At 71.0% G+C, this 19,612-nt stretch carries 8 protein-coding genes; all 8 read right to left on the reverse strand.

What is annotated here, in order from left to right; genetic code table 11:
• The 8 genes from DYE23_RS18430 to DYE23_RS18465 are packed head-to-tail and all read right to left on the reverse strand — an operon-like array spanning position 1 to position 19,509.
• A complete protein-coding gene (locus tag DYE23_RS18430; protein WP_011893579.1) occupies positions 1-216 on the reverse strand; it encodes an MbtH family protein in 216 nt (71 codons plus the stop codon).
• Positions 194-1,486 carry an NADPH-dependent L-lysine N(6)-monooxygenase MbtG gene (gene mbtG / locus DYE23_RS18435; protein WP_115327854.1) on the reverse strand — a complete coding sequence of 431 codons (1,293 nt, stop codon included), beginning with the start codon at positions 1,484-1,486 and terminating at the stop codon, positions 194-196. Before mbtG ends, DYE23_RS18430 begins: the two co-directional genes overlap by 23 nt.
• Positions 1,483-5,847, reverse strand: a complete 4,365-nt coding sequence (locus DYE23_RS18440; RefSeq protein WP_115327855.1) for a non-ribosomal peptide synthetase — start codon at positions 5,845-5,847, stop codon at positions 1,483-1,485. Before DYE23_RS18440 ends, mbtG begins: the two co-directional genes overlap by 4 nt.
• Entirely contained in the window at positions 5,844-11,132 is a 5,289-nt protein-coding gene (locus DYE23_RS18445; RefSeq protein WP_115327856.1) for a non-ribosomal peptide synthetase, read from the reverse strand. Before DYE23_RS18445 ends, DYE23_RS18440 begins: the two co-directional genes overlap by 4 nt.
• Positions 11,129-14,011 (reverse strand): mycobactin polyketide synthase MbtD, encoded by a 2,883-nt coding sequence (mbtD, locus tag DYE23_RS18450; RefSeq protein WP_115329022.1) that lies wholly within the window; start codon positions 14,009-14,011, stop codon positions 11,129-11,131. Before mbtD ends, DYE23_RS18445 begins: the two co-directional genes overlap by 4 nt.
• A complete protein-coding gene (locus DYE23_RS18455) occupies positions 14,011-15,318 on the reverse strand; it encodes a beta-ketoacyl [acyl carrier protein] synthase domain-containing protein (RefSeq protein ID WP_011893574.1) in 1,308 nt (435 codons plus the stop codon). The genes mbtD and DYE23_RS18455 overlap by 1 nt, the downstream gene beginning before the upstream one ends.
• Positions 15,308-16,048 (reverse strand): thioesterase II family protein, encoded by a 741-nt coding sequence (locus DYE23_RS18460; protein WP_235660455.1) that lies wholly within the window; start codon positions 16,046-16,048, stop codon positions 15,308-15,310. The genes DYE23_RS18455 and DYE23_RS18460 overlap by 11 nt, the downstream gene beginning before the upstream one ends.
• Positions 16,045-19,509, reverse strand: coding sequence for a non-ribosomal peptide synthetase (locus tag DYE23_RS18465; protein ID WP_041800014.1), 3,465 nt, complete (start codon positions 19,507-19,509; stop codon positions 16,045-16,047). Before DYE23_RS18465 ends, DYE23_RS18460 begins: the two co-directional genes overlap by 4 nt.
• Positions 19,510-19,612 lie beyond the last annotated feature (103 nt).

Raw genomic sequence — 19,612 nt, forward strand, 5'->3', positions numbered from 1 at the left:
TCAGCCCGCCGACATCGCCTCGCGCAGGCTGCGTGGCCGCAGATCGGTCCAGTTCCGTTCGACGTAGTCGAGGCACTCGGCACGGGTGCTCTCGCCGAACACCACCCGCCAACCCGCCGGCACCTCCGCGAAGGACGGCCAGAGGCTGTGCTGCCCCTCGTCGTTGACAAGGACGCAGAAGCGGCCCTCGTCGTCATCGAACGGGTTGGTGTTCATCACTGCTCCTCACTGAACGCTGTTGTGCGGCACCGAGCTCCGCGCCGAGGACCCGGTCGGACAGCAGCCCGAGGCAGGACAGGTTCGGAAATCCCGGCCCCTGGGTGAGCCCGGACAGGCCGGGCAGGAACAACTTCGGGCTCACGTTCGAGACCGCCAGGTCGTAGCCGATCGACTCGCAGAGCGCGTCACCGGTCAACGTCCCGCCCAGACCGAGCTCGATGAGGTCACGCGCATCCTGACCCAGCAGGGGCAGGAACCACAGTGCGTCTGCCCCCGAGCCGTCGATCACCAGGTCGAAGCCGTGCACGGTTTCGAGCCGCTCTCCGCCGCGATCGCTGTTGAGCGTCAACCGGATCCGGCCGTCGCGGGGTACGGCGTGTGCGACCCTGCCGCGCAGGTGCCGGATGCGGTCGTCGGCCAGCAGGGCATCCTGCACTCTCGCCGAGAACACCCCCCGGTCGGTGCGGGCCATCGCGTCGCGCCGCTCGGCCGGCGTCAACCCCGTCCAGCCGGTGGGGTCTGAGAACAGCGTGTTCTCGAAGAAGCTCTCGCCCCGGGTGAACAGCGTGACCGACGGCGAGATCACGGTGATCGTCGAAACACGGTGCCGAAACAGCTCGTTGAGCATCGACGCGGCCGTCTCGCCGCCACCGATCACGGCGACCCGTTCCGCGGCGATCCGTTCGTGTTCGGCTGCGCGATGCCAGAACTGGGCGATCGAGAGCACCCGGGGATGCCCCGGAAGTATCGAGCGTTCGGCCTGACCGGGGCCGGTGATCATCACCCCGTCGGAATGCAGCACCGTGTCGTGGGTGTGCAGCGCCCAGCGCTCGCCGTCGACCGAGATGCGTTGCACGTCACCGGAGACGACGGTCATGTCGATCTGCTCGGCGACCCAGCGCAGGTACCGCGCCCAGCGGTGATGCGGCGGTGCCGGGCGGCCGCGGTCGATCCACTCCGCGAAACTTCCGGTGGCGATCAGGTAGGACTGCCAGCTGTAGCGCGTCATCCGCTCGTCGAGTTCGGCGTTGCGACGGCGCACGAGCGCGGAGCGGTACGGGAAGCCGACGTCCTTCTCGGGGTTGGTGCCGAGCCGGTGCTGCCCGTCGGTCCAGCCGCCCATCGCGTCCCAGTTCGCGCCCACCTCGGCGCGCTCGACCACGACCACGTCGGGCGCGTCGACGCCCATGTCGCGCAGCACCGCCGCCTTGGCGGCCACGGCCACCCCTTTGGCGCCGGCTCCGATCACCGTCAGCGTCGGGTTCATCGCAGAACCTCCCGCAGTGTGTCCTGCCAGATGGTCTGCATCTCCTCGACGTCGGTGTCGCTCAGGATCTCCGGCAGCACTCGCCACTGCGCGACCAGCGCCGGCTCGTCACCGTGGGCGACGACCGCGGCGACCACGGTGAGTTCATGGCGGACCGCCGCGTTCGGCTCGGGCACCGTGGACAGGCCGCTCAGCAGCAGGCGATCGGCGACGATCGCGCCGGAGGGAACCAGGTCGGTGCGCCCGAGATAGTTCAACAGGATCTGCGGCTCCGGGTGGGCCTTCAACACCTCGGAGGTGTCGGGGCGCAGGTACCGCAGCAGTCCGTAGTCGATTCCCCCGGCCGGCACCCCGGCGATCAGTTCCGTTGTCGCACCGGGGCTGTCGTCGTGCAGCCGGAGCGGGTAGATCGCCGAGAGCAGCCCGACCGTGTCGGCGGTGTCGGCGGTGTCCGCTTCGGCAAGGGCGGCGCGCCCGTGTGTCTCCAGCGCCACCAGCGGTGGCGGGGTGGGTTGATTGCGGCGTCCACGCCATTCGGTGATCGTGCGGCCGAGGGCCGCGACCAGCACGTCCAGCACCTGGTGCGGCCCCGCGAGCAGACGTGCCGTGACGTCGGCGCCGGTGACCGTGACGGTGACACGGACGTCCCCGGCGCGGTCGGTGTCGGGCCGCACCCGCCGAGCCCCGAGCGCGGGGTCGGGACCGCCGAGTTGGTCCAGCCAGAACTGCAAGCCGTCCGAGCTCTCGGCCCGCTCGCGCAGCAGGTTCGACCACTGCCGGTAGCCGGTGTGCTCGCCGAGGGCCGCCGGTGCGCGACCGCCGGCGAGGGCGTGCCAACCTGCGTCGAGCTCACCGATGACGATCTGCCATGACACCGGATCCATCGCCAGCACGTGCGCGGTGAGCAGCAGGACACTGTTCGTCGAGTCCGCGTCGTCGCTCCCGCGAAGCCACACCGCGCCCCACAGCGGCCCCCGCTGCGGGTCGAGGTGTTCCAGCGCGGCCGCGGCGTGACGGGCCACCGCCGCGCTCCCCTCGTCGCCGACCTCGATCTCGGTCAGCGGAAGGTCGAAGCCACCGTCGACCAGCGTCATGGAGGCCCGGTCGAGTCGTGTGCGCAGAACCGGGTGGGCGTCGACGACACTCTGCAGCAGCGCCCTGATCTGCGGTCCGGTGATACCGCGCGGAAGCCGCAGCGCCTCCGTCGAGGCCAGCCGGCGGGGATCGCCGAACTCGTAGAGCCAATGGGCGTTGGGCAGCAACGCGATCGGACCGCTGCCCTCGTCGGCCGACGGTGGCCCGCTGCCGGCGTCGTCGATCGCGGCGGCCAGCTCGCGCACGGTGGTGCAGTCCAGCATCAGCTTCGCGCGCATCACCACACCGCGACGGCGCGCGGTCTGCACGACCGACAGCGCCACGATGCTGTCCAGACCGAGCTCCAGGAAATCGGCCGTGACGTCGATCTCGCCCACCCCGAGAACCTCGGCCAGTACGGCTGCCAGCTCGACCTCGGTCGGGGTCTGGGGCCGCGTCGCCGCGCCGTCGGCGGCCGGTTCGAGTGCGACCAGTGCGGGCTCGTCGATCTTGCCGTGGGCGGTCAGCGGGATCCGGTCGACGGCGACGATCGCGTTCGGCATCAGATAGCGGGGCAACCTCCTGCCCAGCCATGCGCGGAGCTCACGCAGTTGCGGCTCGCCGGTCACGTAGGCGGTGAGCCGGTGTCCGTCCCGGTGGGGGCGCACCGCCACGTACGCCTGACCGACGGCCGGGTGGGTGCGCAGCACCGCGGCGACCTCGCCGGGCTCCACCCGGAAGCCCCGGATCTTCACCTGGGTGTCCGATCGGCCGAGGAACGCCAATGTCCCGTCGACGGCGCGACGCACGACGTCGCCGGTGCGGTACATCCGCGCGCCGGGAACGAAGGGGTCGGGAACGAACCGTGCCGCGGTCTCCCCCGGCCGGCCGAGATATCCGCGGGTCAGCTGGCCACCGGCCAGATACAGTTCGCCGGCGGCCCCGGAAGGCACCGGCCGCAGCCACGAGTCCAGCACGTAGGCGCGGGTGGGCGCGGTCGGTCGGCCGATGGTGGGTCGCTCGTGGGCGCCGATCTCGGCCACCACCGCCTCCACCGTCGTCTCGGTGGGGCCGTAGCAGTTGAACGCCGACATCCCGGTGCGTGCGCACTCCTGCCGGATCTGTTGCCACAGACCGGGATCGACGGCTTCACCACCGAGTGCGAGCACCGCCAGCGGAACGGTCGACAGCAGCCCGACGTCGCGCAACCGGGCGAACATCGAGGGCGTGGTGTCGATCATGTCGACACCGAACCGGGCGATGGTGTCGACGAGCGCCTCCGCGTCGCGTTGGGTGGCGTCGTCGACGATATGCACGGAGTGCCCGTCCAGCAGCGCCGCCAGCGGCTGCCACGCGGCGTCGAAGGTGAACGACCACGCATGCGCGATGCGCAGAGGCCGGCCCACCCGGTCGGCCGCGGGCCGCAGGATCGCGCCGATGTGGTCGTCGGCGTAGGCCAGCAGTGCCCGGTGAGTTCCGATGACGCCCTTGGGTTCTCCGGTGGTTCCCGACGTGAACACCACATAGGCGGCCTGCCCGGGCAGCGTCTCGGCCGGACGGTACTGCGCGGGCGGTTCGGCGGTGGCCCGGGCGACCGTGTCCTCGTCCACGACGACGGTCACCCCTGCGCGCCGCAGGATCACCTCGATGCGGTCGGCCGGCATCGCCGGGTCCAGGGGCACGATCGCACCGCCGGCCTTGAGCACGGCGAACATCGCCACCACGTAATCCGCGCCGCGCCGCAGCCGGACCGCCACCGGCGTCTCCGTGCGCACTCCCGAGGCGGTCAGCACCGCGGCCAACCGGTCCGCGGCCTCGTCGAGTTGACGGTAGGTCAGTGCACCGCCGTCCCAGCTCAGCGCCACCGAACCCAGCCTGGCCGAGGCGGTTTCGGTGAACCGGGTGTGCACGCCGGTGCTGGGCGACGGGGTCGGGGCGGCTTCGGAGACGGGGACGGGGACGGGGTGATCGTCGGGTGAGATGCTGATCTCGCGCAGCGGCCGGTCCCAGCCCTCGACGATGCGTGACACCGTGGCGAGCAGGCGTGTCCCCAGCGCCCGGGGCGTGATCTGGCCGAGCGCAACGTCTTTCGCCTCGACCAGCACGGTCAGCCGACCGTCGGTGAGGTGTGCGGCGATGGTCACCGGGAAGTGCGCGAGGCTCTGCAGCGCCACCGGCGTGAACGTGGCACCGGCGGCTTCCAGCGTGCCGGCGCCCGCCACCGCGCCCGGCGGGAAGTTCTCGTACACCAGCAGGGTGTCGAACAACTCGCCCACCCCGGCCAGCGCCCTGAGCTCGGCGTGGCCGAGATAGCTGTGGTCCCGCAGCGTGGCGGCATCCTGTTGCAGCGCACGACATTGCGCACCGACGGTGAGCGCCGGATCGAGCCGGACGCGCAACGGGACCGTGTTGACGAACAGTCCGATCATCGACTCGACGCCCGCGAGGTCGTCGGGGCGCCCGGACACCGTCACTCCGAACGTGATGTCGTCCCGGTCGGTCAGTGATGACAGGGTGAGCGCCCACGCGAGTTGGACCAGCGAGTTCACGGTCACACCGCGGGCCCTCGCCGCGTCGACGACCGTCTCGGTGATGGAGGGGTCGGCGGTCAGCTCGACCATGCCCGGCAGCCCGTCGCCGATCGTCGCGGCGCCCAGTGCCGGGGCCAGGAGCGTGGGGCCGTCGAGGTCCGCGAGGTGCGCGCGCCACAGGGACCGGGCGTGGTCCTGGTCGCGCGCCGCCAGCCAGCCGATGTAGTCGCGGTAGGGCCGCGGCGCGTCGGTCAGCGCGGAGGTGTTCCCCGCGGCCCGGTACAGCGCCAGCAGTTCGGACACCAGCAGCGACAGCGACCAGCCGTCGATCACGATGTGGTGGGCGGTGATCACGAAACGCCAACGCTGCTGCCCGGTTTCGAGCAGCAGGAACCGCATGGCCGGCCCGCGGCCCAGATCGAACCGGCGCGCACGCTCCTCCCGCTCGAGGGTTTCGACCTCCGCCCCGTCACACCGGACATGGCGCCACAGGACCTCCACCTTCTCCGGGATCACCTGTACCGGCCGTTTCAGGTCGCCCTGGAAGAACCCGGCGCGCAGGTTCGGATGGCGTGCGAGCACCGCGGCGGCGCAGTCGTGCAGCAGCGAGACGTCCAGTGCGCCGGTGATGTCGGCGCTCATCCCGATCAGGTACGGGTCGTCGCCGTCACTCATCGCCGTGAGCGAGTACAACCCCTGCTGCAGCGGGCTGAGCGCCATCACATCGGCGATGGCGCCGGTCTTCGCCGCCGTCACGGCGACCCGTCCTGTTCGGCCGCCCAGGACGTCGCGACCATCGCCAGTTCCTCGGGCGTCAGCCCGGAGGCCGACATCGGGTCGTGCCGCACATCCGCGACCTCCGGCGTCTTCGCCGTGTCGAGCGCCACCGCGAGGTCGTGAACGACGGGGTGTTCGAACACCATTCGGGCGCTCAGCCGCAATCCCGCCTGCTTGGCCCTCGCCGCCAGCTGCACCGCGAGGATGCTGTCGCCGCCCAGTTCGAAGAAGTCGTCGAAGCGCCCGATGCCGGTGCCGTCGTGCAGCTCGACGAGAACGTCGGCGAGCATCCCGACGAGTGCCTTCTCGGTGTCGGTGCGCGCCGGCTCGCTGGGCCCCCCGACGCGAGGCGCGGGCAGCGCCCGCCGAGTCGCGGGCAGCGCGTCCAGGACCGTGATCGAGGTCGGGGCAGACTCCGGCGCCACGGCCGCCCGGACGGTTTCGGCGAACGACGCCGGGTCGTCGACGGGTTCGGAGGGCACCACGTAGCCGACGACCGCGGTGCGGTGTCCGATCTCCCAGGTGCGGACCGCGGCCGCCGCGACGCCGGGGACCGCAGCCAGCGCGGCCTCCAGGTCGTGGTCCACGCGCTCGACGTACTGCAACCGGCCGTCCTCGGTCCAGCGGGCACGATCACCCCGACGGTCCGGAGCACCGGTGTAGTGGACGTCGGCGACCACACCCACGGGCACCGGATGGCCCGCACCGTCGAGCAGCACGGCCTCGGCGCCGGCGCCGGGGCGCACGGGTTCCGCGATCACCACGTCGTCGACGCGCCGTTCCGGATCGTCGGCGAACGCGGTGATCACCGCGCTCAACCATCCGGCGAACCGCTCGGCGGTGGCGCGCGTGTAGAGCTCCGTGCGGTAGATCACGTGCCCGCGGTAACCGTTCTCGCCGGCGAAGAAGTTGACCGACAGATCGGCGTGGGCCATGTCGAAGGTCGGTTCCAGTGCGGTGAACGTGGTCTCGCCGTCCGGACCGGTAGCGATGACCCTGTCCTGCGGAAGCTCGTCTCGCACATGGACGACCACGCCGAACAACGGGTTGCGCGACAGCGACCGCACCGGGCTGACGGCGTCGACCACCTGATCGAACGGCAGATCCTGGTGGGCGTAGGCGGCCAGGGCCATCTCGCGGGACCGGAACCCGACGTCACGCAGCGACGGGTTGTCGCGCAGATCGTTGCGCAGCACCAGGATGTTGATGAAGAACCCGATCAGCTGGTCGAGTTCGGACTCGGTGCGTCCGGCCACCGGTGTGCCCAGCGGGATGTCGGGGCCCTCGCCCGCTTTGTACAGCGTCACGGCGACCGCGGCCTGCAGCAGCATGAACTCGGTGGCGCCGACCTCCCGGCTCAACGTCACCAGCTTCTCCCGGATCCCTGCGTCGAGGGTGAACTCGACGGCGTCCGCGGCGCCGCTGGGCACCGACGGGCGTACGAGGTCGGGTTGCAGCCCGGTCTCGGCACTCAGCCCCTCGAGTTGCTGGGTCCAGTACCGGCGTTGTGCCGCAACGATTCCCGAGTCGTCCGCGAGCAGAGCCGACTGCCAGGCCGCGTAGTCGGCGTACTGCACCGGCAGCGGCGCCCAGGTCGGCGCCTCCCCGGCGCGCCGGGCCCGGTAGGCGGTGAGCAGTTCGGTGAACAACACCCCACCCGACCAGTGGTCGGCGGCGATGTGGTGGACCACGACGGACAACGCGTGTTCACCGGGGATCGACAGCACGGCCACCCGGATCGGCCACTGGTTCTCCAGGTCGAAGACACGCCGGCGTTCGTCGTCGAGCGCGCCGACCAGCCACGCATCGTCGGGGCCGCTGTCGCGCCGGACCGGGAAGCCCGGATCCGGGGCGTTGACCAACTGGTAGGGCACACCGTCGATCTCGCAGAACGTGGTGCGCAGGCTCTCGTGCCGGTTGACGACGTCGCGGACCGCCTCGATCAGCGCGTCGACGTCGCACGGCCCGGCGAACCGGGCCGCGAACGGCACGTTGTTGACCGGTCCCGGACCCTCGATGCGGTACTGGAACCACTGCCGCAGCTGCGCGGCCGACATCGGCGCCGGGCCGTCGTGCGGGACGGCGAGCAGCCGGGGCCGCAGCGGCGCCGACCCGCCGGCGGCGAGTTCGTCGACACGTTCGGCGAGCCGGGCCACGGTGCCGAGTTCGAAGATCTCCCGGATCTCCATGTCCACACCGCAGCGTGAGCGCACCGCGCTGACCAACTTGGTGGCCAGCAGCGAATGCCCGCCGAGCTCGAAGAAAGAGTCGTCGACGCCGACCCGCGCGACCCCGAGCAGCTCGGAGAACAGTTGCGCCAGATGCTGTTCGGTCTCTGTCTGTGGTTCGCGGTAGTCGGTGGCGGTGGTGATCTCGGGCAGCGGCAGCGCGGCGCGGTCGATCTTGCCGTGGGCGGTGATCGGGATCTCGTCGAGGACGACGTAGCCCGCCGGTGTCATGTAATCCGGCAGCGCGGCGGCGACGCGTTCGCGCACCCTGGCCAGGTCGACGTCCTCCCCCGCGGCCGGCGTGACGTAGCCGACCAGGCTCATGCCCAGACCCGGAAGATCCTGGCCGAGGACGACCGCCTGGCCGACCGACGGATCGACGCTGATCGCTGCGGCCACCTCGCCGAGCTCGATACGGAAGCCGCGGATCTTGACCTGGTCGTCGGCCCGCCCGACGAACTCCAGATCGCCGTCGGCGTTGCGGCGGGCCAGATCACCCGAACGGTAGAGGCGGCCACCGACGGTGAACGGATCGGCGACGAAGCGCTCGGCGGTCAGCGCCGGCCTGCGGTGGTATCCGCGCGCGACGTGGCCTCCGCCGATGTAGATCTCGCCGATCGCGCCGACCGGCACCGGTCGCAACGCGTCGTCGAGCAGGTGCACCGTGGTGTTGATCTTCGGCGTGCCGATCGGCACGATCCGGGATCCCTGGGTGCCCTCGACCTTGTAGCGGGTGGTGTTGATGATCGTCTCGGTCGGACCGTAGAAGTTGTGCAGCAACGCGTCGAAGGTGGCGTGGAACCTGTCGGCGAGCTCGCCGGGCAGCGCCTCACCCCCGATCGGGACGCGCTCCAGCGTCCGCCACTGGTTCACCCCGGGCAGGGACAGGAACAATCCGAGCAGCGACGGCACGAAGTGCATCGCGGTGATGCCCTCCCGCTGCAGCAGTTCGGTCAGATAGGCCACGTCGGTGAGACCGTCCGGCTTCGGGATGACCAGGCGCCCACCGCAGGCCAGCGTTCCGAAGATCTCGCCGATGGACACGTCGAAACTCGGTGAGGCCACCTGCAGCAGCCGGTCGGATTCACTGATCTCGTATTCGTCCTTGAACCAGACGAAGTACTCCGCGACCGGACGGTGCGGCACCGGCACACCCTTGGGCTGTCCGGTCGAACCGGAGGTGTAGATCAGGTAGGCCGCGTTCTCCGGCCGCAGCGGCCGGACCCGGACGTCGTCGGTGGGATTGTCGGTGCGATGGCCGTCCAACCCGGCGACGGGCTCGCGGATCACCAGCGTCGGGTCGGAGTCGCTGAGCACGAACGACATCCGGCCCTGCGGGTAGCTCGGATCGACCGGTAGATAGACCGCGCCGGCCTTGATGATCCCGAGGGCGGTGATCAGCAATTCGGGCGAGCGGTCCATCAGCACCGCGACCCGGTCCTCGGCACCGATCCCCTGACCGATCAGCCAGTGCGCGACCCGGTTGGCCGATTCGTTGATCTCGCGGTAGGTGTACCGCCGGCCCTCGTACACGACCGCGACGGTGTCGGGGGTCAGGTCGGTGCGGGCCTCGATCAGCTCACCGATGGTGGCAGCCGGCACGTCGAACTCGGGACCATGCGATACCCGGCGCAGCCATTCGGCGTCGTCGCCATCCATCAGCTCCAACCTGGAGAGCACCGTGTCCGGTTGTGCGACAGCCGCTTCGAGCAGCACCACGTAGTGGTCGAGCATCTGCGTGACGAGAGTGTCGTCGAGCACCTCGACCAGAAACTCGGCCTCCACCACGGCACCGGACTCGTGCAGCTCCACCATCAGCCCGAGCGGCAGCTGGGTGATCTGGCCCCGCAGCTCCGCGCGCCGGCACGTCACCCCGGGCGGGCTGAACCCGCCGCCGTCGGGTTCGCGGAAGCCGAAGCTGACCCGGCTCATCCGCTCGGCGCCGTGCCGGCGGTCCAGGTTGAGCTCGCGCACCACCCGGTCGAGATTCACCTGCTGATGGGCGAACGCGTCGAGTGCGAAGTCTCTTGTGCGGGAGAGCAGTTCGGTGAATGTCTGCATCGGCTGCGGCCGCAGTCGCATCACCGCGCTGTTGCCGTGGTAGCCGATCACGTCCTCGCTGTCGGGCCCGCGCAGCAGCACCGGGCTCGCGATCAGGACGTCGTCGGCGTGGGTGTACCGGTGCAGGAGCGCCCCGAACGCGGCCAGCATCACCATGTACGGCGTCGCACCGGCCTCGCGGGCGGCCACGCGCACACGCTCCACGGTGTCGGCCGACAGTGTCGCCGTGACACGTCGGCAGCGCCATGTCGTGGGTACCGCCGACCCGTGCGGCCCCGGAAGCTCCAGTGGCTCGGGCAGATCGGTCATCGCCGAGCGCCAGAACCGCAGATCCTCGTCCGAGGTGGGCGGTTCTACGACCGGCGCGGGGGTCGGTCCGAGTTCGGCGCCGGTGTAGGCGCGGGTCAGATCGGCGAAGAACACCCGCCAGCAGCCGTCGTCCCACGCGATGTGGTGGACGACGAGCAGCATGATGTACTCGGCGGGCGCGGTGCGCGCCACGGTGATCCGCAGCGGCGACTCGGTCGCGAGGTCGAACGGTGTGCCGAACTCCCGCTGCGCCAACACCTCCAGGCGTAGCCGGCGCGCGTGCTCGGACAGCTCCGAGATGTCCTGGACCGTCCACCCCGGCAGCAGGTCGTCGTGCACCGTACGCTGCGGCTCTCCGGCCTCGTCGGCGGCAAAAGTCGTGCGCAGCACGGGGTGCCGGCGGGCCACGGCCGTGACGGCGTCGTGCAGTCGGGCCAGATCCACCTCGCCGGAGATCCGATAGGACAGGCACACGTTGAGCAGGACGCCGCTCGGGTCGACGGAGTGCACGAACCACATGCGCTTCTGCCCGTCGGTGAACTCGCCCCGTGCGGGGTCCGCGGCGACGGCCACCGGCTCGGCGGGGTCCTGCTCACGCAGCCCCGATCCGGCGAGTCGCCGGCGAAGCAGCTCCAGGCGCCGGGCGTCCAGGTCTGTGTCAGTCACGCGGGGATCTCATTCCTCTGTGGTTCGTCGTCCAGGCCGGTGATCAACTCGGCGCCGGTCATACCGCCGAGCATCGCGGCCAGCGGCACCGACCTGCCGGTGGCCCGGCGGAGTCTCTTTCGCAGGTCGAGGGCGAGAAGCGAATCCACGCCCATGTCGAGCAGGGAGGCGTCGAGGTCGACGCCGGCCGGCTCGATGCCCAGCACCGAGGTCAGTTCGGCCAGCACCACCGCAGTGGTATCGCCGCCCGAGGCCGGTGACGTCGCCGTCGGGGGCGCCGGGTCGTCGCGGAAGATCTGCAGGCGTGCCCGGTCTGCGCTGTAGACGATCGGGTCGCCCGGTAGGTCGCGCAGACTCGCGGCGACCGCGTCATCGGGATCCAGCGGTACCAGCCCCGAGCGGCCGATCAGGTTCACGGACTCCTCGTCGACGATGCCGGTCCCGAACAGACCGAACCGGACGGCGGCGCAGCGGATGCCCTCGGCACGCATCTGTGCGGCCGTAACGTCGACGAGGCGGTTGGCCGCGGCGTACGCCGCGTGGCCGCGGCCACCCCAGAGCCCGGACACGGAGCTGCACACCAGCATTCGAGCACCGGGGCGCCGCGGCCAGGCCTCGGCGATCCGGAACAGGCCTTCGACCTTGGCGGCCGCGGTGTCGGCGAAGGCGGCGGCCGACAGCGTGTCGTGCTCCGCGAACTGCGCGGTCCCGGCGGCGTGGATCATCAGAGTGGCCCCGTCCCCGCCGAATTCGGCCGCGGCGACAGCCAGGGCCACGGGATCGGTGACGTCGCAACATACTGTCTGAACGCCGGGGCCGCTTGCCGCGCTGCCCATTGCGCCGTGGCGGCTGAGCAGCGTGATGCGCCGTGCTCCCCGCTCGGCCAGGTGGCGGGCGTAATGCTGACCGACCGTGCCGCTGCCTCCGGTGATCACGACGTGGTCGAGTGCTCCCGGGTCGTCGGCCCACGACTCCGGGGTGGTGACGGTCTCGTGTTCGGTGCGCGCGAACACCGCCGGCATTCCGTCGATGTCGCGCAGGGCGAGGTCGTCTCCGCCACCGAGAACCGCGTCGAGTGCCGCCGAGGCGGCGGCCTCGTCGAGGACGACCGGCGGGAGGTCGAGGTGCCGGAATGCGCGGTCGGGGTACTCGAAACCGATGCTGCGGTGCATCGCCGCCAGCGCGGCCTGCGCGGGGCGCGGGGTCGGATCGCCGGTGAGTTGTTCTGCCGCGGTGGTGACGAGCCACAGATCGCGGCAGTCCGTTCCCACGTCGTCGGGGTAACGCAGCAGGCCGTCATCGATCAGTGCGGTCAGGGCGGCGACGGACTCGCGCACATCGGGGTCACCGAGGTTCGGCGCGACGGCCAGCACGAGGTCGGCGTCGTGCACCGGGGTCGACACCATGCCGGGATGGTGGTCGACAGCGTCGCGCAGCAGATCACCCAGCCCGCCGCGGGGCCCGGCGAGATCGAGCACAGCCGTGCGCCGCAGAGCCAGGCCGCGCTCCGCCGGCCGGTGGGGTTCCCAGGCTTCGGTCGCCAGTGTGAGTGACGGTGGCGCAGGCAGAGGTTGCGGCAGCGCCCACAGGTGCACCGAGCGCATCGGCGCGTTCGGGAATCCCCGCAGCGCCGGACGCGTGGTGTCGATGACGTCGTGCCACGGGAATTCGGCATCGTGCGCGGCGACCGTGGCGATTCCGGCGGACAGCGTCTCCACCAGCGGTGCGTCCCGCCGGCCGGATCCGACGGTGAGCGCATCGCCGGCACTCTGGCCGAGGGAGAACAGCAGCGCCGGGTGTGCCGACATCTCGACGAACAGGTTCGCACCCGCTCGGACCGCGGCCGCGGCCGCGCGGTCGAACCGAACGGTGTTGCGCAGGTTGGCAAACCAGTAGTCGGCGAAGTCTGTCTCGGGCGGCACGGCCTCCCCGGTCGCCGAACCGAGGAACGGGATCGCCGTCTGCTGGAAACGTGCCGGGGCCAGCAGCCGGACGAAATCGGCGCGCAGACCGTCCAGCAGGCTGGTGTGGGCCGGGAACGCCATGGTGACGGAGCGGGCGAACACCCCGCGCGAGGAGGCCTGCGCGAGCAGCGCGTCGACGGCGTCGCGCTCACCGGACACCCCCACCGACGAGGCGGCGTTGACGACGGCCAGTTCCAGCCAGCCGGGGACGGATTCGATCAACGACTGCGCGTCCTCGGGAGTGAGGCCGAGTACCGCCATTCCGTAGCCGTCGGCGAGCCCCTCCAGCACCGTCGCCCGGGCGATGACCACCGCCGCCGCCTCAGCCAGCGTGATCGCGCCGGCGACATGGGCCGCCGCGACCTCGCCGAGGCTGTGCCCGACGGTCATGTCGGGCGCGACGCCGTGGGCCCGCCACACCGCGGTCAGCGCGACCGCATGGGTGAACTGGGCGGCCTGTGCCTCGACCTGGGACCCGGTGACGGCTGCCGCGTCGGTGAGGTACCGCAGCGGGGACGGCGCGCCGGCCGCGGTGAACGCGGCCGCGCACACATCGGCCGCCTGCCGGTAGTCGCGCAGCGTCCGGTACGCCTCGGCCCCCATCGCGGGCCACTGGTTGCCCTGACCGGGGTAGACGAACGCGCGCCGGTGCGCGTCGGGCTCGGCAGACCGGCTGACCAACGGGTGCTCCTGCCCGGCCGCGAGTGCGCTCAGGGCATCGGCGAGCTCGCTCCGGTCGGCGGCACGCACCACTGCCCGGTGCCTGTTGCGCCGACGCACCCGCAGCAGGGTGGCCGCGACGGCGTCGACCTCCGGTGCGCTGTCGAGGAAGCCGAGCAGGCGACGTGCGTCCTCGCCGATCAGTTCCTCGGCATGTGCGCTCAGCAACACCGGGATCCGGCCGTCGGGCAGCATCACGACGTCCCGCCGTCCGGTACGGCCACGATGGCGTGCGCATTCGCACCGCTCATCCCGAACGCCGACACGGCGGCAAGCCGGCGGCCGTCGACCGCCGGCCACCGGGTGAGCTTCGTGGCGAGCGTCAACCCCTGGGTCTCCCAGTCGATCTCACGGCTGGGCTGATCGGTGTGCAGGCTCCGCGGGATCGCGGCGTGCTCCGCAGCGACCAGGACCTTGGCGAGCCCGAGCGGGCCCGCGGCGGCCTGGGCGTGTCCGATATTGGACTTCACCGATCCGAGCACTCCCCCGCTTCCGGGTCGGGTGGCTCCGTACGTCGTTGCCAGCGAGTGCAATTCGGTGCGGTCGCCGAGCCTGGTGCCGGTACCGTGACCCTCGATCATGCCGATCTGGTCGGGGCGCACACCCGCGAGGTCCAGGGTCCGCCGGAACAGTCGGGCCTGGGCGTCGCCGCTGGGAGCGGTCATGCCCTTGGTGCGGCCGTCGGAATTGACACCGCTGGCGAGGATCTCGGCGAGCACCGGATACCCCTCGCGTTGCGCGACCGACCGCCGGGTCAGCACGAACATCGCCGCGCCTTCGGCCCAGACGGTGCCGCTGGCGTGTGCGCTGTAGGGACGGCAGTGCCCGTCATCGGAAAGGGCGTGCTGACTGGAGAATTCGACGAAGTAGCCGGGTGACCCGAGCACGCAGACACCGCCGGTGAGCGCGACGTCGCAGTCCCCCGCCCGCAGCGCCGAGACGGCGACGTGCAGCGCCGCCAACCCGCCGGTGCACGACGCGTCGATCGTCAGCGCAGGCCCGCCGAGACCCAGCACGTAGGCGATGCGTCCGGAGATCGCACCGAGCGTGGTCCCGGTGAGCAGATGCCCACTGTGGGCGGTGAACTCTGCCAGGTCCCCGCCGTAGCCGAGGTAGGAGGCGCCGACGTAGCAGCCGACCTCCCGACCGGCCAGCGTGTCCGGGTTGATGCCGGCGTTCTCCAGCGCACGCCAGGCGACGCGCAGCGCAACCCGCTGCTGCGGGTCGATCGCGACAGCCTCCCGTGGGGAGATACCGAAGAACTCCGGATCGAATTGCGCCGCGCCCGCCAGGAATCCACCACGGTCGTGGATACGTTTGAAACCCTCGCGCCGCGACCCGTCCAGAAGGTCGCGCACCGCCCAGCCGCGGTCGGTCGGGAAGGGGCCGAGAACCTCCCGCTCCTCGGCCAGCATCGCCCAGTAGGCATCCGGGGTGTCGATGCCCCCGGGCGCCTCCAGCGCCATGCCGGCGATGACGACCGGATCCCCACTAACCCGCACGGATCAGCTCCGCGACCGCCTCGGCGTGTCCGGTGATGTAGAAGTGTCCGCCCTCGAACAGGTCCCGGGTGAAGCGGCCCTCGGTGTGGCCCTGCCACTTCGTCAGCATGTCGGGTGAGATCCGGTGGTCCCCGTGGGCGCCGAGGGTGCGGATGTCGGCGTGGACACGGACATCCGGCGGGCACGCGTAGCGGTTGAAGGCCTGGTAGTCGGCCGAGACCGCCATCAGCAGGAGCTCGACGAAGTCCTCGTCGGCGAGCAGCCGGGCGTCGGTGCCGCCGAGATCCACCATGTGCGCGAGCACTTCGCGGTCGGTGGTCGGCAGCCGCGGTGACGCGGCGACCGCCGACGGCGCCTCGCTGGCGGACACCCACAGCCGCTGGACGTCGACGCCGTGGCCCTCGGCGATCCGGGCGAACTCGAACGCCACCACGGCGCCCAGGCAGTGCCCGAACAGTTGCAGTGGCGCGATCCCCGACCAGTCCCCGGCGTCGAAGAGGTCCTGCGCCAGCTCCTCGACGGTGGCGGCCGCCGGATGGGACAGCCGTTCAGCGCGTCGCGGATACTGCATGACATAGGCGTCGGTCCCGCGCGCGGCGAACGCGGTGGCCAACCCGCGGTAGGCGGCCGCGGCGCCGCCCGCGTGCGGGAACACGAGGATGCCGCCCGACCCTGGGGAGGCGGCCGGGAAGCGTTTGATCCACGGCTTGAAACCCACGTGTGTCGTCACTGCGCCGCTGTGGTTTCCAGCGTCGACACCACGTCCGCGGCATCCATGCGCGCAACGTCGAGATACATCTCGGCCACCTTCTCCAGTCGCTCGTCACGGGCGGTCAGCCGCTCCGCGAGCGCCGACACGGTGCGGGCGCCGAAGATGTCGGCGACGGCCACCGTCGACGTGTCCAGCCAGGTCCTGATCCGTGACACCGCCTGCGTGGCCAGCACCGAATCGCCGCCGCAGGCGAAGAAGTCGTCGTCGGCTCCCAGTGCCACACCGTCGAGCACCCCGCCGAGGATGTCGGCGAGCGCACACTCCAGCGATGTCACCGGGGCTCGATGGGCCCTGCTCTGCGGCGAGCGCGCCTGTCCGAGCAGCTTCGCGACTGCCTGACGGTCGATCTTGCCGCCGGCGGTGAACGGGATCCGTGGGGCCGGCTCGACGATCTTCGGGATCATGTGCGGCGCGACCAGCTGCCCCATCGCCGCGATGACCCCGGCCGCGTCGACGGCCGCACCGGCGACCGGTTCGATCAGGGCCGCCAACACGTCCCGGCCGCCGTCGGCCGGGACCATCGCAGCGACCGCCGACTCGACGCCCGGGATGCGGCGCAATGCGGACTCGACCTCGCCCAGCTCGACGCGGTAACCGCTGATCTTCACCCGGTGGTCGACGCGCCCGACGAACTCGATGACGCCTCCGGTGCGGTACCTGACGAGATCACCTGTGCGATACCAGTTCTGATCCTGGTAGCGGACGAAGCGTTCCGCGGTCAGATCGGGGCGTGCGCAGTAGCCGCGGGCGATTCCGCGGCCCCCCACCCACAGCTCGCCGGGCACCCAGTCGGGACAGTCGCGGCCGTCCGGTCCGACGACACGGCATGCGTTGTTGGGCAGCGGCACGCCGAGCGGGATCGACGTCCACTCCTGCGGGATGTCCCCGACGATCTCGCAGATCGTGTTGTGTGTCGCGGTCTCGGTGGCGCCTCCGAGACCCGCGAAACGCATGCCGGGAGCCCGCTTCCGCAGCGCCCGGACCATGTCGGGGCGCACCCAGTCGCCGCCGGTGGGAACCACCCGCACCGACGACAGGTCGCCGCCGACCTCGGTCAGCATCTCCAGCCAACCGGGCATGAAGTGCAGCACCGTGACGCCGTGCTGCTCGATCAGGTGGGCCCAGACCTCGGCGTCGCGCCGGTGCTCCTCGTCGACGACCACGATCGAGCCCCCGGCGCGCAGCATGCCGAAGACGTCGAGGACGGACAGGTCGCATTCCAGCGTCGACAGGGCCAGACAACGGTCGTCGGGGCCGATCTCGAAGTGGCCGTTGATGAATTCGACAGTGTTCATCGACGCGGCGTGGGTCATCTCGACGCCCTTGGGCTCACCCGTGGAGCCGGACGTGAACAGGATGTAGGCCAGATCCGTCGGCTCCACCGCCGGCAGCGTGAAGCCGGTCGCGCGCCGGCCCACCCGGATCGCCTCCTGCACGGTCAGGGAGCACATCGTCGTCACGGGCTCGTCCCCGCACACCAAGGCCATCCGCACCCGCCCGTTGGCGAGCATGCGCGTGGCACGCTCGGCCGGATGTTCGACCCCGACCGGGACGTACACCGCGCCGAGCGCGGAGATCGCCAGCAGAGCGATCACCTGTTCGTGGTTCTTCGGCCCCATCACCGCGACCGCGTCGCCGTGCCGGATGCCGGCGACCTGCAGCGCGGCCGCGACGTCGAGAACCGTGGCCCTCAATTCTCCGTAGGTCAGCGCACCGTCGTGCGACCACACCGCGGGGGCATCCGGACGGGCCTGCGCGCGGCGGAAGAAGCCGTCGTGCAGGGTGTCTCCGCTCGCCGCGTCGGCCACCGTGTTGACCGCGTCGCGCGCCGCCTGCTGATCTGCCGGCACAGCCGTCGGATCGATGGTGTCCCAGGCGGATTCGTCGGTCGCGAGACGTTCCAGCTCGGCGATGTGGTGGGCGAACATCGCGTCGGCGACGCCGGGGCGGAACGCGTCCTCGCGGGTGTCCCAGTTGATCATCAGGCCTTCGGCCACCGGGGTCGCCTGCGCGTCGAGCAGCACCTGCGGGCCCTGCGAGATCGTCCACACCGGCCGGCCGAAGTGCTCGGTCACCTTGCCCGCGAACAGATCTCCGAGGCCGATCGCGCTGGTGTAGACGATGGGGGCCAGCACGGGCGTGCCGTGATGACGGGTCAGGTCACGCAGCACCGACAGGCCCGAGTAGCCGGCATGCCGCGCGGTCGCGTGCAGCGTCTCCTGCAGCACCCGGCAGCGTGCGAGCGGGGTGTCGGCGCCGGTGAGGTCCACGTCGAGCATCAGCGACGAGGTGAAGTCGCCGACGAGCTTGTCGACGTCGGGGTGGAACTGCTCGCGGCCGAACATGGGGAGGTTCAACAGGAATCGACGCTGGGTCGACCAGCGGGCGAGCGTGCCGGCATACGACGCCGCGACGGCCATCGCCGGTGTGATCCCGCGGCGCTGCGCGGCGGCGAACAGCGCGTCACGGGCCGCGACGTCGAGGATGTGCCAGCGCCGACGGGACCGTTTCGGGTCCTGCTGCTCGGCCCGCGGCACCAGCGGCAGCGTGGGACCTTCCGGGAGTTCGGGGATGCGCTCGGCCCACCAGCGGCGGTCCTCGTCGGACTCCGCGGTCGTGGCCGCCAGCTCCGCGCGGTACTCGCGGTAGGTGTAGCCGAGTTCGGGAAGGTCTGCGCCGCTGTAGAACTCGGCCAGGTCGGCCATGAAATTGCGGTAGCTCACCGCGTCGGAGGCCTGCATGTCCATGTCGACGTGCACTCGGGTCCGACCGTCGGCCAGCAGCGACAGCGAGAGTTGCAGCACCTCGCCGTGCAGCATCTGGTGCGACTTCTCGTGGCGGATCTCGTCGAGACGGTGTTCGGCCGTCGCGGCGTCGAGGTCGCGGAGGTCGTAGACGGTGACAGGAAGACCGCGATCGCTGATGCGCTGCATGCCGTCGGGCAGGATCTCCACCCGCAGCATCGGGTGCCGCTGCGCCAGTCGGCCCGCGGCCTCACGAAGGCGGACGGGATCCACTCCGGCGCCGTCGAACTCCACGTACAGGTGGGCGCCGACGCCGCCGAGTTGCTGATCGTCGTTGCGGCCGACCCACATCGCGTGCTGGATCGGTGCGAGCGGGAAGGTATCGGACACGTCGTCGCCGTGGACATTCGGCGCCGCCGTCTCGTCGACGATCGGAGGGGCCGAGCGGTCGGCCACCAGTTCCGTCCATGCCGCCACGGTGGGGTTCGCCGCCAGCGCCGCGAAGCCGACGTCGATGCCCTGCCGGCGCCAGCGGCCCGACAGCGACATCATCCGGATCGAGTCGAGTCCGGAGGCGATCAGATCGGCTTCCGGATCGAGGCCGCCCGGGTCGATGCCGAGGAGTTCGGCGACCTCGTCGCGGACAGACGGAGCGGTCGTCGACGCCACGCTCACCGAACCTCCTCTAGCCACCGCATATTAAGTCAGGCTGCCCTAACTTAGTGGAGGCTACCTTATATTCGGTTGACCCAAAACTCCTACCCAGAGCGGCGATTTT

Origin of the sequence: Mycolicibacterium gilvum, from assembly GCF_900454025.1 — a bacterium.
GTDB lineage: Bacteria > Actinomycetota > Actinomycetes > Mycobacteriales > Mycobacteriaceae > Mycobacterium > Mycobacterium gilvum.